The organism is Sporomusa aerivorans, assembly GCF_041428895.1.
Taxonomy (GTDB): domain Bacteria; phylum Bacillota; class Negativicutes; order Sporomusales; family Sporomusaceae; genus Sporomusa; species Sporomusa aerivorans.
Genome location: NZ_CP156926.1, coordinates 3807182 through 3821671 on the forward strand (window position 1 = coordinate 3807182; position 14490 = coordinate 3821671).

13 protein-coding genes are annotated in these 14490 nt (G+C 44.1%); 2 read left to right on the forward strand and 11 right to left on the reverse strand.

The features are described from left to right. Positions 1 to 113 precede the first annotated feature (113 nt). The 3 genes from SATMO3_RS18235 to SATMO3_RS18245 all read right to left on the reverse strand — a co-directional run bounded on the left by SATMO3_RS18235 (position 114) and on the right by SATMO3_RS18245 (position 2567). Complete coding sequence (locus tag SATMO3_RS18235; protein WP_371371165.1) at positions 114 to 665, reverse strand: cyclophilin-like fold protein; 552 nt, start codon at positions 663 to 665, stop codon at positions 114 to 116. Between the two features lie 155 nt (positions 666 to 820). Further along, positions 821 to 1162: a MerR family transcriptional regulator gene (locus tag SATMO3_RS18240; RefSeq protein WP_371371166.1), complete on the reverse strand. Its 342-nt coding sequence runs from the start codon at positions 1160 to 1162 to the stop codon at positions 821 to 823. 178 nt (positions 1163 to 1340) lie between these two features. Next, entirely contained in the window at positions 1341 to 2567 is a 1227-nt protein-coding gene (locus SATMO3_RS18245; protein WP_371371167.1) for an MFS transporter, read from the reverse strand. Positions 2568 to 3057: 490 nt separating this feature from the next. Between SATMO3_RS18245 and SATMO3_RS18250 the strand changes: the two genes are divergently transcribed. Then, positions 3058 to 3249 carry a twin-arginine translocase TatA/TatE family subunit gene (locus tag SATMO3_RS18250; protein ID WP_371371168.1) on the forward strand — a complete coding sequence of 64 codons (192 nt, stop codon included), beginning with the start codon at positions 3058 to 3060 and terminating at the stop codon, positions 3247 to 3249. Positions 3250 to 3428: 179 nt separating this feature from the next. Next, a complete protein-coding gene (locus tag SATMO3_RS18255; RefSeq protein ID WP_371371169.1) occupies positions 3429 to 4478 on the forward strand; it encodes an aldo/keto reductase in 1050 nt (349 codons plus the stop codon). A 395-nt stretch (positions 4479 to 4873) separates the two neighbouring features. Here the strand turns inward: SATMO3_RS18255 and SATMO3_RS18260 are convergent, their stop codons facing one another. From SATMO3_RS18260 to mutS, 8 genes are all read right to left on the reverse strand, one after another. Next, positions 4874 to 5692 (reverse strand): undecaprenyl-diphosphate phosphatase, encoded by an 819-nt coding sequence (locus tag SATMO3_RS18260; RefSeq protein WP_371371170.1) that lies wholly within the window; start codon positions 5690 to 5692, stop codon positions 4874 to 4876. Between the two features lie 71 nt (positions 5693 to 5763). Next, the gene (locus tag SATMO3_RS18265) at positions 5764 to 6195 is read right to left on the reverse strand and encodes an EamA family transporter (RefSeq protein WP_371371171.1); all 432 of its coding nucleotides are present in this window, start codon (positions 6193 to 6195) and stop codon (positions 5764 to 5766) included. A gap of 442 nt (positions 6196 to 6637) precedes the next feature. Then, a complete protein-coding gene (locus tag SATMO3_RS18270; RefSeq protein WP_371371172.1) occupies positions 6638 to 7342 on the reverse strand; it encodes a YqaA family protein in 705 nt (234 codons plus the stop codon). 648 nt (positions 7343 to 7990) lie between these two features. Continuing rightward, positions 7991 to 8251: an RNA chaperone Hfq gene (hfq, locus tag SATMO3_RS18275; RefSeq protein WP_371371173.1), complete on the reverse strand. Its 261-nt coding sequence runs from the start codon at positions 8249 to 8251 to the stop codon at positions 7991 to 7993. Between the two features lie 40 nt (positions 8252 to 8291). After that, positions 8292 to 9227 carry a tRNA (adenosine(37)-N6)-dimethylallyltransferase MiaA gene (miaA, locus tag SATMO3_RS18280; RefSeq protein ID WP_371371174.1) on the reverse strand — a complete coding sequence of 312 codons (936 nt, stop codon included), beginning with the start codon at positions 9225 to 9227 and terminating at the stop codon, positions 8292 to 8294. Beyond that, positions 9227 to 10039 carry a class I SAM-dependent methyltransferase gene (locus SATMO3_RS18285; RefSeq protein ID WP_371371175.1) on the reverse strand — a complete coding sequence of 271 codons (813 nt, stop codon included), beginning with the start codon at positions 10037 to 10039 and terminating at the stop codon, positions 9227 to 9229. Before SATMO3_RS18285 ends, miaA begins: the two co-directional genes overlap by 1 nt. A 9-nt stretch (positions 10040 to 10048) precedes the next feature. Beyond that, on the reverse strand, positions 10049 to 11884 hold the full coding sequence (gene mutL, locus SATMO3_RS18290; protein WP_371371176.1) for a DNA mismatch repair endonuclease MutL: 1836 nt from the start codon (positions 11882 to 11884) through the stop codon (positions 10049 to 10051). Then, the gene (gene mutS, locus SATMO3_RS18295; protein ID WP_371371177.1) at positions 11881 to 14490 is read right to left on the reverse strand and encodes a DNA mismatch repair protein MutS; all 2610 of its coding nucleotides are present in this window, start codon (positions 14488 to 14490) and stop codon (positions 11881 to 11883) included. Before mutS ends, mutL begins: the two co-directional genes overlap by 4 nt.

A 14490-nucleotide genomic window follows, 5' to 3' on the forward strand; every position in this document is an offset into this window, starting at 1 on the left:
TGTGTTCTCAGCGGTCAGACCAAAATTCGTTCCACTGTTCTTGCAAATAACCAACGGATGCAGCATGACAACATCAGTAATAAAGCGAGTAATGTTAAAGCAATTAGTATGAATTATTTATCTAATAGCTCAAATGTAACATTCGTATCTCCGGTTCGGCTAAAAATTTCGACTCCGGAGTCAATGTGGCCTATTTTTTGCAAATTGCCGATAACTTCTCCATTTTGTTTGTAGAAAATAACAAAACTGTGGCGGGGCGTCCAATAGCTGATATCGCCTACTTCATAACCGCTTGTCTGCACCTCGTTCGCAGGAAGCACATCAGAAAAACGGTAACACATTTCTCTGGAATAGAGATCCATCATCGGAAGGGTCAAAGGAAACCTGGAAATTAGATTTCGAGTAGTTGCATTATCGATTAAGGTGGCTGTCAGCACCTGGCTCCCGACTGTAATCTTGACCTTTATTCCTTTCGCTTCTCCATTTCCCCCACTAGGTGTGGCTGCTTCCGATGAGCTGGATGAGGCATTTGCTTTACCTTCGGTTCCAGGCGACTCAGCTGGTTTTTGTTGTTTCGCTTCATTTTGAGTACTAGCACAGGCAGAAAGCCCAAAACTCATGGTAAATACTAGTAAAATTAATAAAAATTTTCTTTTTATTTTCATAACGTTATACCTCCTTTATTTCGCTCAAAACAAGAGTAGCACTTTGAGTTAACACCAAGTCAAGTCAAAATTAAAAATACATATCCTTAATGGGACATGTATTTTTGTATAGTGTAATTAGAAACTGATATATTCAACCACTTAAAAATCGCCTTTTATATAAATTTCCCAAAATCCGGTTCCAGGCGTTCCAGTAGTTTCTTCATATCTTCTATCCTTTTCATAAACTGATTACGTTGCTCAATAAAAATTTCTTTTCTTGCCTCAATGGTTTTATCACCTTGAAGAAACAGTTCAACATACTCAATCAATGCTTCAATTGAAACACCTGCACTTCTCATGCATTTGATAAATTCAACCCAATTGCAGTCTTGTTCGGTATAGTCCCTAATCCCGCTTTTATTGCGGTTCACAGGAGGAATCAAGCCGATGCGTTCATAATAACGAAGTATATCCTGGGAAATCTCAAATTTTTGACTTACCTCTGTGATCGTCATGTCTTCACCCCCTAGTAGTCGGTATCATAGCACTAGAAGCTAGCTCAAAGTCAAGTGTTTTTTTATATACCCTAGCTGAGCAAAAATATTGTAATGAATCGTGGTGCGCAAAAGTGTTGAATATAAGGGGTTATATCCTTCTTAACTTTCCTCTACCCAAGCCCTGTCTTATTTACGGTTAAAAAATAAACCTACTTTTATCACGATGTGCTGTGAAGAGTGTAATGATACAGGCTACTGCCACCAGCAGGCCATATCCGACTGCGATTTCAAACAAGTTGAATATGTTTGACAATCTTCCTACAATCAAGTTTGGAACTGCAGCACCGCTGTAGGATATAAGATAAATGGCCGACAGCACACCGGCCCTGTCCTGCTGGCCGGTTTTGTCCAATAATCCGCGCATGCTTCCTGTAAATGCCGCTCCCTGCGTTATACCTGCGATTATAGTTGCGATCAGGAAGGGGACCATAACGCCTGCTCTCAGCGTAACAAGGATAGCCGCCACGCTCAGAAAAAAGGTAGACATACCGATACGCTGGGCTGTACCCGGCTTTAGGCGACCCGACAAGGAACCGCCGATTGCAATAGGCGCCATCATGCAGGCAAATACCGCCGCCGCTGCCAGTGTATTCGGGGTGCCAAGCTGTTCCGCAGCCATAGTGGAGCTGAAGGCTTGATAAAATCCGCCAATCGCCCAAGTTCCCGCGAAAACGGCGCTCGCGGCCGGCAGAAGGAAGCGGATATTTTTAGGTACCCGGATTTGCGGAACGATGGAGGCAGCGGCCCCTTTGCTGCGTGTAACGGTTTCCGGGCTTACCGCAATCAATACCACGCAGCTTGCAAGTATCGCAATGAGTATTTCAAATGTCAGTGACGATGAGCCGGTACCATATTCTTTCAGCGCACCGGAGCCAAAGGCACCGATTGCAAGCCCAAGATTCGGCGCCCCGCTGGTGACGGCTACTCCCAACCAGTCTGGAGAGGCTGGTGCATTATCCACCACGTAGGCCGTAATTGTACTGGATGCCAGACCACAAGCAACCCCCTGGATGAACCTTCCAATAAAAAGCATGGATGCATTGTGAATGTAAAAAAAGATAAGACAGCCAATTGCAGTCAGTCCTAGTGTACCAAGTATCACCGGACGACGACCTAGATAATTTGATAATCTGGCAAACATCAGTAGTGCAATCAAAGTTCCAGCAAAGTAAGCAACTGCCGACATGGAAAGATCCGCACCGGTAAGATCGATGATTTGACGATAGGTACTATAAAGAGGAATCGGGGCAGACGAGGCTGCATATACAACCGCCAAAGAGCAGGTTGCCCCTATAAAACCTATTCTTTTTCGATTTTGCTTCATCTCTTCAGTAGCTACTTCAGCATCTTCATTTAAATTCACTTCATGGTCCTCCCATCATTTCTGCTATGTCAACTGCTTCTAACGTTATTACACTTCGTATATTGCAATCAATCATACAAGCTTTGTTTGCCTCTATCCCAGGAACAAACTGCTTATAAATTATCATGCATTAAATGTTACTATCTCCTCTCTTTTTTTGACTTTTTGTTATGACAATTGGCTTAATTTTTAATAGCTTTTGCAGTCGTCATTTCACTTTTTAAATAAGCCTATCATTTTAAGTTAACTCCAAGTCAAGTATTTTTCGATCGTGCAATCAATACACGCTCTCATCACATAGCAAAGCTATAGGTAAAAAAAATTTATAAAAGCCTATTGACTTTGAGTCAAGTTAAAGTTGTAGCATAACGGTAAAGCAACACTTTAACTTATCTAGTAAGGGAGGATGAAGCTGTTACAACAAAATATACTTTGTAAAATTGTAAACGTGAACAGATAAAAATAATAAAATTAATGAAGGTGTGCGGATATGTTTAATATGGGTATGACGGAATTAATATTAATCTTGGTAATTGCTTTAGTAGTATTCGGACCGGGAAAACTCCCTGAAGTTGGCAAGGCACTCGGAAAGGGAATTCAGGAATTTCGCAGTGCTACCACTAGTGCTAAAGAAGAAATCAAGGAATTGCAGAATGAAATAAAAGCAGAAGAAAAAAAGTGAGGCAATTACACTATCTCACAAACATGAAATCATGAACCACAAGCTGTTAATAGTAATTTAAAGCATATAAAAAAGGAGAAGTATACTATGGAGAAAAAATTAGGCTTTGGCTGTATGAGATTACCTCTTCTGGATAAAAATGATCAAACCTCATTTGCACAGAAACATTGAGCAGCCTAGTGGATACATTTTTGGCAAGAGGATTTACGTACTTTGATACAGCTTACACTTATCATGGCTATCATGCAGAGGAAACGATGCGCAAGGCTTTAGTAGAACGTCACCCTAGGGGTTCGTTTCAATTAGCTACTAAATTGCCGCTACGTGATTTCAAAGATAGCGAGGACATAGAGCGCATCTTTAGCGAACAGCTAACTAACTGTGGTGTTGATTTCTTTGATTATTATCTATTACATAATATGGGATATAATGTTTATGAAAAATGTCGCAAGTATGGTGCTTTTGATTTTGTTGTGAAGAAGAAAGCGGAGGGTAGAATAAAAGTTGTTGGCATGTCTTTTCACGACACACCAGAACTTTTAGATGAAATATTAGCAAAATACGGCAGTGGATTGGATTTCGTTCAGTTGCAAATTAACTATATCGATTGGGAGCAGCCCAATGTCCAAGCCCGACGTTGCCTGGAAATTGCCAATAAATACAATAAACCAGTAATTGTTATGGAGCCTTGCAAAGGTGGTACTTTGATAAATCTGCCCAAAGAAGCGGAAGAACTGATGAAGGCCTATAATCCTGCTGCTTCTGCTGCCAGTTGGGCACTTCGTTTCGCAGCCAACCAGCAGGGTGTATTTCTCGTGTTGAGCGGAATGAACAGTATAGAGCAGGTTGAGGATAATACCTCCTTTATGGGCGATTTTGTGCCTTTGAATGCAGAAGAAAATGCCATTATTAAACAAGTTACTGCTACCATTAACGAAAAAACAGCCGTACAATGTACCGCCTGTGAATATTGTACGCACGGATGCCCTAAGAACATTCCCATTCCCCAATATTTTGCGCTGTACAACAGCATTATGCGCACCACCGGTAGTTTCTCAAGTCAGATGGTCTATTACAACAATATTGCTATTAATCATAGAAAAGCCAGTGAATGTATCAATTGTAAACAGTTTGAACAGGCTTGTCCGCAACATCGGCCAATTACTGAGCATTTGGCCGATGTGGTAGAAAAGTTTGAAAAGAACAGTATTCTCCCAACTAGAAAATAATCCACCGCTTGAGAAAAAATGCCATCAGATTTTATGCGATCTGATGGCATTTTCATCAGTTGTATTTATGCTTCATAATCAAAACTGTTTTCTTCCTTTGTCCTCAAGACCATATCCATATTTCCCCACATCCCTTGAACCCAATCCCTGCCTGGCTTCAAGGCTGTGTTTTCTTTTCAGCCAAACGCAACACTCCGCGTGCATTGAGGTTACAAAAAGTATAAAAAGAGAACACGTCTAGGCTAACGCAGGGTCTAGTGCTCAAAATATCATTATTCTTTAGACTCTATCATTGTCGTACTCCACGTGTCATCTCTGGATCATCGGAAAAGCATCTATTTTCAGTCGTATATTTAACTATTTTATGTAATTCAGCAGCAGGTTTATCCGATTTTCTAGCTCCCCCGGACCACATAAACAATGATAACAAGTGCTGCTATTGCTATACGATATACTGCAAATATAGCAAAATTGTGTCTCTGAAGGTATTTGAGTAAGAAACCAATGCTGATAAAACCTACGATAGCCGATGTGATGGTTCCAACCAAAAATAGAGGATTGGCAATGTTATGAATGATGCCGGGAGTTTGCTTTAATGCTGCCCCGGCGATGATTGGCGTGGCCAGCAGGAAAGAAAACTTGGCGGCTGCCTCCCGTGTAAAGCCTAACAGTCGTCCTGTAGTCATCGTGATTCCTGAACGGGATACGCCGGGAATTAGAGCCAAAGCCTGAGCGATACCGATCAAAATTGCCTGCCTAAAGGTGATTTCTTCAAAACTGACGATTTGAGCCGCTTTCTTGTCAACATAGTAAAGAATAATCCCCATAATCGCCAAACCTACGGCAATAATTAGAATCTGAGATCGAATGAAATTCTCAATCACCGATTCTAGCGCAAGTCCTGCGAGCCCTCCGGGAATGGTGGCCGCCACGAGATACCAGAACATTTTCCCCTCGCGTGTCTTAATCCCCGTGGATAAACCATGGGTAAGCAATCGCAGCCAATCTTGAAAAAAATAGATAAGCACTGCCAGCAGTGTTCCCACATGGAGGGCCACATCTAAGACTATATCAATATTCCCTCCTAAACGGTGGATAATAGGGTCCCAGTCAAAAAACCAACGAGTGAGAATTAAGTGTGCTGAACTGGATATGGGCAGAAATTCGCCAATGCCTTGCACAATCCCAAGAATAATCGCAATATACCATAACATATACACCATGCTCCCTTTTCTGAATAAATAGTTTCAAACAACTTTGCCTCATTAAAGGTAACTAAATTACATTACCCCAACGCCACGAGTATCGCTCCCAACGCAATCAAGGCTACGCCGGCCCCGCCCAATATACTGATCTTTTCACCTAATAAGGTGACGGCGATGACAGTGGCAATTACGACGCTCAACTTGTCGATAGGCGCAACCTGGGATACATTACCGAACTTGAGGGCCAGGAAATAGAACAGCCAGGACAGCGCGCCGGCAACGCCACTGAGGGCTATATAGGTTATGGCTTTTTTGTCAGCGATGATTGCCGGGATTTCCTTTAAGTTTCCCTGAAAAACAACAACTAAAATCAAAAACGCCGCCATAATGACCGATCTTATCGCCGTGGCGGTATTGGCATCGACCGATTGCAGGCCGATTTTTCCAAATATAGCTACTAGTGCCGCCGTGATGGCGGATAACAACCCGAACACTAACCAAAGATTTTCCACGTGAATCCCTCCAACGATACCAATCATAATTCCCCCATCAGCAAGGCCATCGCATAGTGAAGTCAAGCAATTGCCATCTTTTCTTTATACATCCCCGCTTTTTCTCTGGCCTATTCTTCCCCGCCTAATACCCAGTCAACCTGCACCCCGGATTTTTCCAACATATGCTTAATCAACTTTCCCAGCTTAGCATCATCTTCGGCAAATTATACTCTCATCCAGACATCCTCCTCTTCCAGCATCAACGGTGCTACTGTTCCGCTATATAATAATAAGACAGTCCTTTACTACTCTTTAGCAGTTGATAATTAAACTTAGCTGCCTCCAGCAGGAACTATTCTCTTTGCGTGTCCTGCACTACGCTCAGACGCTTGGGTAATTGGGACTGCGCCCAAGAATCGGCTACTCCCTGGGTCGGCATGGTGTATTTGCTTGTAGTTCATCAGTGTTCCTTTTCCTTGTGTTCTGGCTGTTTTCTTGTCACAGTGCATCTCTGTAACGCCTCCCCGTAACCTACACCCTCTGGCTCCACAGGGGACAGCTCAGAACTCTTCCGTTTATCTAAAGCCGCATCACTTTTACTGCGGTCTGGTTTTACGAACTTAATGAAAAGCATTACCCCGGCAATACAGACAAAGATTACTAACGCAACAATTCCCATAGAAGTTACATTTTCCAGCATTGCAATCGCTTTTGGCCCAAAATAGTAAATCAGGACGCCCTCCAGTAAAAATCTTTTGGCCCTGCCGATAACAGATGCCAGAATAAAAATGGGGAGCCTGATGTGAAACATTCCGGCGGTCAGCGTAATCACTTTGTAGGGGATCGGTAATAAAGCGCCGATATATATTGCCCAAACTCCGTATTTATCAGCCAGCAGCCGCATCTGATCAATATAGTGTAATGGTATGAAGCGCTTAATCACACGCAGCCCGCACATTTTTCCGATAGCATAGCCGATCAGTCCACCAAGTATAGAAGCGACGGTGGCTACCATGCCATAATAAATAGCGTTCTGCGGATTCGCAATCGCCAGTGGGATTAGTAAAAGGTCTGGCAGTATAGGAGAAAATACGGATTCTGCCAATGCAATGACAAACAAACCGACAGTCCCGTAATTAGTAAAATATTGTATTAAAAAATCCATTATATTTCTCCTTAATGCCTCTAAAAATATTGGTGTTTTTCTCAGACTAAGTCTAGCTGGTGATTCTGAAATTAAACTGAAAGCCATAAAATTGTCACTATCAAAATCACGTCAGCCTGCATAAATTTTCCTCCTAACCAAGAGTATCACAGTTATATATTCACTATTTTATCCTGTTGAAACCCAATGTAGTATTTTAGCCGGATTCTAAAATCGGCTGTTAACGCCTTTTCCACAACAGGAACATTCATCGGAGTATAACTTTCTCTAACATAAACCTAACCTCCAACTTTATGTTGCTACGGATAAAAAGACTATGAACACTTATGACCAAGAGTTCATAGTCTTTTTCCATTTCTTTCAGACCTACTATGTTAGGTAGTGTTTAATAAGTAAAATACCAACCATGAAAACCTAATGCTTTCTAATCACGCCTTAGTAAATATATACCATATTTTCCCGCATTCCATGAAGCCAGGCGGCACCTGGCCTCATGGAATGTGTTTTCTTTGCAGTAGAACGCAACACTCCATGTAAAACGTGTGAGGAAACACATTTTTCATACTTTGGTTAAGTAGAAACGCAAACACTCCGCCAAGGTAAAAAAAGTACTCCAGGCATGAGCCTGGAGTACTGCAAGACATTTGCCTATTTTTCGGTTCTAGCAGCTTCCTCACGTTTTTCGTGCAGGTTAGCCGACAAGGGACGAAACGGAGTTACTGTAGAAATTGCATGCTTATAGACCAATTGCTGTTTGCCTTCATTTTCAATTATTACGGTAAAATTGTCAAAGCCCCTTACAGATCCTCGTAATTGAAATCCGTTTACCAGATATATAATCACGGGCACGTTTTCTTTGCGTACTTGATTTAAAAAACTGTCTTGCAGATTAATGACTTTATTAGTCAAATGAAACCCCTCCGTATATGATGTTATACTCTTTTCTATTTTACCTTACACCAAACTTTCCTGCAACATGCTTGTAAATACTTTCCAGCAAATTATTGTAATCATCATACTCATCCACATTAAACCATTTGATATAGGGCATCCGTCGATAAAACGTCAACTGGCGTTTGGCAAAATTCCGCGTGGCCTGCTTTACATTATCAGTAGCTGTTGATAAGTCCTGGCCTTTAAGAAGATAGTCGATGATTTCTTTATAACCGATTCCACGCATAGCCTGGCAATCAGGTGGTACGCCTTGCTGCAGCAGGCCGGCCACTTCTTCTATTAGCCCCTGTTCAAGCATTATATCAACCCGTTTATTAATCCGTTCATACAATAGGGCCCGATCCATATTCAGGCCAATGACCACAGCGTCGTACTTCAGAGCCTTGGCAGCGCTTTTTTCCTGCGAAACAGTTTCACCGCTTAAATAATATACTTCCAACGCCCTAATGATTCGCCGCTGATCATTGGGATGTAGTCTGGCTGCGGTTTCAGGCTGGAGGCCTGCCAGGATGCCGTGCAAATATTCATTACCATGCTGCTCCCCCAATGCAGCTAATTTATGGCGTAATGCTTCATCGCTTGGCGCCTCACTAAACCGGTAGCCTTCGAGTAAAGCCCGAATATAGAGCCCGGTGCCACCTGCCAGGACCGGTATATGACCGGCAGAGCTGATTTTAATAATCAGGTTATGCGCTTGCTTTTGAAAATCGACAACATTGAACTCCTCGGCCGGTTCCAAAATATCAATAAGATGGTGAGCAACTCCGCTCTGTTCAAGCAGGTTGGGTTTGGCAGTACCGATGTCGAGTCCTCGGTATACCAACATCGAATCGCCGGAGATTATTTGCGTGCTTAATTTTTTTGCCAAATCTATGCTGATTTTCGTTTTCCCTACAGCAGTCGGCCCAATGACTACAATTAGCCGCTCCATTACCGGCCACCTGCTTTCATCTTTACACAATCAATTATACCATATTTTACACTGCTATATTTACCACCAACTATGTTAGTAATTCCGAGGCGTAAGAATTCTTCACTATTTGCGGCTTCTTTTACTACGACTTTCTGTTTTGCTACCCTTACAGCTTGCCTAATGGCTTCAGGAGCAACCAGCCGCTGATCGGCCAAACCTCTGATAGGTTTAAAATTAGAGCTTTTATGAATAGGATTGCGAAACATCGGATCAAAAAAAACAACATCGAAACTGTCAGCCGGCAGCATTGTCAAATACTCGGAATGCTCAGCGTTTTCCACCTTAATTCTGCGTAATGTTCCTATGATATTATACTCGGGGTGAGAATCATGGGAAAAATGCTGTAGCCCATACTCGGCTATCAAAGCAATCAGCGGCTGGCTTTCCACCCCAACTACCCGCCCCGCTTCACCGACAACAAAACTGGCGACAATGGCATCGGTCGCTAACCCTAGTGTACAGTCAAGAACAGACATACCGGGCGCAAGCCCCATGGCAGCCACCATATGGTCATGTTTTCCATTTATTAGGTTTTTTATGCGTAATTCAGCCATACTCAGATGAAAAAAGTATTCGCCCGTAGCGGTATGCACCGTCGGTCCGGCAGCAGAGGCTACCACCAGATTACTTACTTTGTATTTTTCCTTTAGTGAGGCTACCGACTGCCGATTACGCTCGGCAAAAGGAATAGACAGCTTTATGGCAAATTCCTTTGCCATTTGTGTAACATCCGGCGAAGGATGCTGCACTGTGGTTACAATTGAATCCATAGTGATCACCTATGTACGTTTAAACATTTTGGCTAAATCATCCGCATCAAACCTTACAATCGTAGGCCTGCCATGAGGACAAGTATACGGCAATTCCGTTGTATAGAGTTCGTTGAGTAAAGCTTGAATCTGGCGCATATTAAGAGGCTCGCCTGCTTTAATCGCACTGCGGCATGCGGCCATTTGCAGGTAAGCATGCCTTAATTCCTGCGGTGACGGGCTGTGCATGTCGTCAATTAATTTTAAAATTTGCCGTAATACTGCTTCAGCATCTGCTAGCGGAATATCGGCAGGCATTTCAGTAAGCCGCATGGTCCCCGGACCGACCTGGTCAAGAGTAAATCCTAGGTTATCAAACGTAGCCTGATGCTCAAGAATACTATTGCAATCGTCTGGTGCGAACTCAAAATATTGCGCTACCAGCAGCTGCTGTACAGGAATACGCCCCTTAGACCGGCTCATACGGTCATATAATATGCGTTCGTGGGCTGCATGCTGATCAATTATGTACAGGCCATCCTGCCCTTGCGCGACAATATAGCAGGCATGAATCTGACCCAAGGGATAAAGCTCACACGCGGGTTCCGCAGTAATGGTATCGGTGCTGCACGCGGCTAATTGCTCTTCCTGTAGAATGGTTTGTCTCACATTAGCAAAGGATATTGGCTCTTCGCGCCACAGTGACGGCATTCTCGGCTCAGAATCAGCAGTAAAGTTCCCGGGCAGGGAATATACGGATTTACCGTTGTCTTTTTGATTATAACTGCTATTGTAATTCCCGCTTGGCTGGTTAATGACCGGCGCCGGCTTCGGCAAAGGCATACCTTCGGTGAGCGTGTGGTGTGCTTCTGACGGGGATGTCAGCGTTGAGGAAACCGCTTTGTAAACTAACCGGTACAGCTTTTGCTCATCACTGAATTTGACCTCTTTTTTCTGGGGATGCACATTGACATCAATGGTGTCCAGCGGAATCTGTAAATGAAGCACCGCCAGCGGATAACCGTTTTTAGGCAACAGGGAAAAATAAGCATTGTCCAGTGACTTGGCCAACATCCGGCTGTTTACGACCCGGTTATTCACGATGAATGTTTGCCATTGCCTGCTGCTTTTCAATAATACCGGTTTAGCTATATAGCCAGTTAAGGTAATACCTTCATTGCTATATTCCACCGGTAAAAGCTCGGGAACTACTTTATGACCGTATATGTCGGCAATAGCATCCGCCAGCCTGCCGCTACCGCCGGTCGATAATACTAACCGGCTGTTACTGATCATACGAAATGCTATCTGCGGATGAGACATCGCCAGCTTAGTAACAATATCGTTAATGTGACCGCTTTCCGCTGAGGGGGTTTTTAAGAACTTCCGGCGAGCCGGAGTATTATAAAACAACTCTGCTACGGTAATGGTTGTGCCGCAGCCTGCTCCGGCCTCACGAATATCAGCTAAAACCCCGCCGTTAATTTCTACATAAGTTGCCAACGCATCCGCCTGCAAACGGGTGGTCAGCGTGAACTTGGAAACGGCGGCAATACTCGGCAATGCCTCGCCCCGAAATCCCAGCGACTCTATTGCCGCCAAATCCTCCGCAGAGCGGATTTTGCTGGTAGCATGCCGCTTGACTGACAGCTCTGCATCATTATAGCTCATACCCCGGCCATCATCTGTTACACGAATATATTGAATCCCGCCGTCGACGATTTCCACTTCAATGTTTTTGCTGTCCGCATCTATAGCATTTTCAATTAGCTCTTTGACAACAGCCGCCGGCCGTTCTACTACCTCACCGGCAGCAATTTTATTGGCAGTATTCTCGTCTAAGATATGGATAATTTGCTCACTCATAACCTTCCGGTTTCCTCTCTGGCTTTATTTTGCAGCCGATACAGCGTATTTAGCGCTTCCAGGGGAGTAAGGGTCATAATATCGATGGCCAGCAGCTCATCGGCAATACCTGAACTAAACAGCGAGATTGCCGCGTTCGCCGAAGTACTGGCGGCTGCCTCACGGGACGGCGTCACTGCCCCGGTTGCTGTATCGTTCTTACTCTGCTCTAAATCTTGCAGTATTTGCTGCGCCCGTTCAATGATTCGTTTAGGCAGCCCGGCAAGATGCGCAACATGAATACCGTAGCTTCGATCTGCACCGCCGGGGATTATCCGGCGCAAAAACACAACGTCATTGCCGCGCTCTTTTACGGCAACCGAATAATTTTTAATGACTTTGCTGTATTCAGCTAACTCAATTAACTCATGGTAATGAGTGGCGAAAAGGGTTTTTGCTCTAACCTTGTCTTTGATATACTCAACAACGGCCCTGGCAATGCTCATACCATCAAAAGTACTGGTGCCACGACCAATCTCATCCAGGATGATTAAACTATTAGCGGTGGCAAACTTAATGATTTGCGCCGTTTCCGTCATCTCCACCATAAAGGTACTCTGTCCTGTCGCCAGGTCATCACTAGCCCCTACTCTGGTAAAAATTCGATCAACCGGACAGATCGAAGCTTCCCGCACGGGAATAAAACTGCCAATCTGTGTCATAATGACAAGCAGCGCCACTTGCCGCATATAAGTGGATTTACCAGCCATATTGGGGCCTGTTATAATCATGATTTCACTGTTATGGTGATTCAGTTCGGTATCATTTGGCACAAACATTTCCCCGGCTAACAACCGCTCAACCACCGGATGGCGCCCGTCCTTTATAAGCAAATCCCGGCTTTGATTCAAACCAGGCCGTGTGTAGTTGTAGCGCATAGCTGCCTCATTGAGGGAAAGGAGCACATCCAGCTGGGCAATTTGCCGGGCTGTTTGCTGAATATCACTGATTCGCTCCTTAATATACTCTCTGATTACTGTAAAGAGCTGATATTCAATATTAGTTATCTTTTCCTGCGCGCCCAATACCTTGGTTTCAAAATCTTTTAGTTCAGGGGTAATGTATCGTTCCGCGTTGACCAGTGTCTGCTTACGGATATAGTTCGGCGGCACGGCGCCGGTATTAGCATGCGTTACCTCAATGTAATAACCAAAGACTTTATTATAGCCAACCTTAAGGGACTTAATACCGGTTACTTCCTTTTCCCGCAATTCCAGATCCTGAATCCATTGTTTGCTATCCCGGGCGATACTTCGCAGTTCATCAAGCTCCAAATCATACCCGGTCCTGATAATGCCACCCTCACGGACACTAAAAGGCGGGTTGTCCACAATGGCGGTTTGGATCATATTGGTAACATCAACGTGCGTTTTTATGTCATTGCTAATACCTGTCAGCATGTCGGACTGGCAATCCTGTATCTTGGCCTTTATATCCGGCAAAACCGCCAAAGACGTTTTAAGCGCCGCTAAATCACGGGCACTGGCACTGCCAACTTCAATCCTGGTCAGAATTCGTTCAAAATCGTAGACTTCTTCCAGCAGTTCCCGTACAGCTTCACGAACTGCCCCTTTATTCATCAATTCAGCAATTGCTTCCTGACGCCGCAAAATATGACCGGGATGCAAAAGCGGAGCTTCCAGCCATTTTTTAAGAAGACGCCCCCCCATAGCGGTTTTGGTAAAATCCAACACCGCAAGCAGGGTGTCCTTGCGTCCGCCGTCGCGCATATTACGGGTTATCTCCAGATTGCGCAGAGTGGAGGCATCAAGGACCATGTGATCATGTGTGTCTATTTTAACTAATTTGTTAACATGGGAAAGATTGGTTTTTAGGGTATGGTGCAGATAGTATAATAAATAGTTAACAGCCGCCTTAGCCGTTTGCGTTACCGGCAAGTCTTCCGAAAAATGCTGTTCAAGTAAATCTGCGGAAAAAGTGATCTCCGGTATTGCCAATGCAGTAGTAGCGCAACCAGGCACCCGTTGCCCCAAAAAGCCGTTGATTGCTGCTAAACCATCAATTTTCCCCACTAATACCAGTTCGGCCGGCAGCAAGCGGTATAATTGGTCGCAAACTGTGTTTGTCCGGGAACTACCGGAAAATACCGCCCAAATGCATTCCCCTGTGGAAATGTCACAAGCCGTTAGACACAGTTCTTCTTCTTCTTCGTATAATAGCGCCAAATACTGGTTAGCCTTGTCAGGCAGAGACGCTTCCGCCAGAATAGTGCCTGGCGTTATAATTTTAACGACGTCTCTGCGCACAATCCCTTTAGCTTGCTTGGGGTCTTCAATTTGTTCACAGATAGCTACTTTGTAACCTTTATTGATTAATTTTGCAATATAGTTATCTGCTGCATGATAGGGTACGCCACACATGGGTACCCGGTTATTCTGGCCACCTTCGCGTGAAGTCAAGGTAATCTCTAATTCGCGGGATGCTGTCTCGGCATCCTCAAAAAACATTTCGTAAAAATCGCCTAGCCGGAAAAATAAAATTTCGTTGCTATGCCGGCTCTTTACCTCACGATACTGTTCCAGCATCGGGGTATAGCTAATTGCCAT

Coding starts and splice junctions, on each gene's coding strand:
- SATMO3_RS18260 (WP_371371170.1), bottom strand. CDS start 5,692: ATGTTATGGTATATTGCGATTATTCTTGGGATTGTGCAAGGCATTGGC.
- SATMO3_RS18270 (WP_371371172.1), bottom strand. CDS start 7,342: ATGGATTTTTTAATACAATATTTTACTAATTACGGGACTGTCGGTTTG.
- SATMO3_RS18250 (WP_371371168.1), top strand. CDS start 3,058: ATGTTTAATATGGGTATGACGGAATTAATATTAATCTTGGTAATTGCT.
- mutL (WP_371371176.1), bottom strand. CDS start 11,884: ATGAGTGAGCAAATTATCCATATCTTAGACGAGAATACTGCCAATAAA.
- SATMO3_RS18240 (WP_371371166.1), bottom strand. CDS start 1,162: ATGACGATCACAGAGGTAAGTCAAAAATTTGAGATTTCCCAGGATATA.
- SATMO3_RS18235 (WP_371371165.1), bottom strand. CDS start 665: ATGAAAATAAAAAGAAAATTTTTATTAATTTTACTAGTATTTACCATG.
- SATMO3_RS18285 (WP_371371175.1), bottom strand. CDS start 10,039: ATGGATTCAATTGTAACCACAGTGCAGCATCCTTCGCCGGATGTTACA.
- mutS (WP_371371177.1), bottom strand. CDS start 14,490: ATGGCAATTAGCTATACCCCGATGCTGGAACAGTATCGTGAGGTAAAG.
- miaA (WP_371371174.1), bottom strand. CDS start 9,227: ATGGAGCGGCTAATTGTAGTCATTGGGCCGACTGCTGTAGGGAAAACG.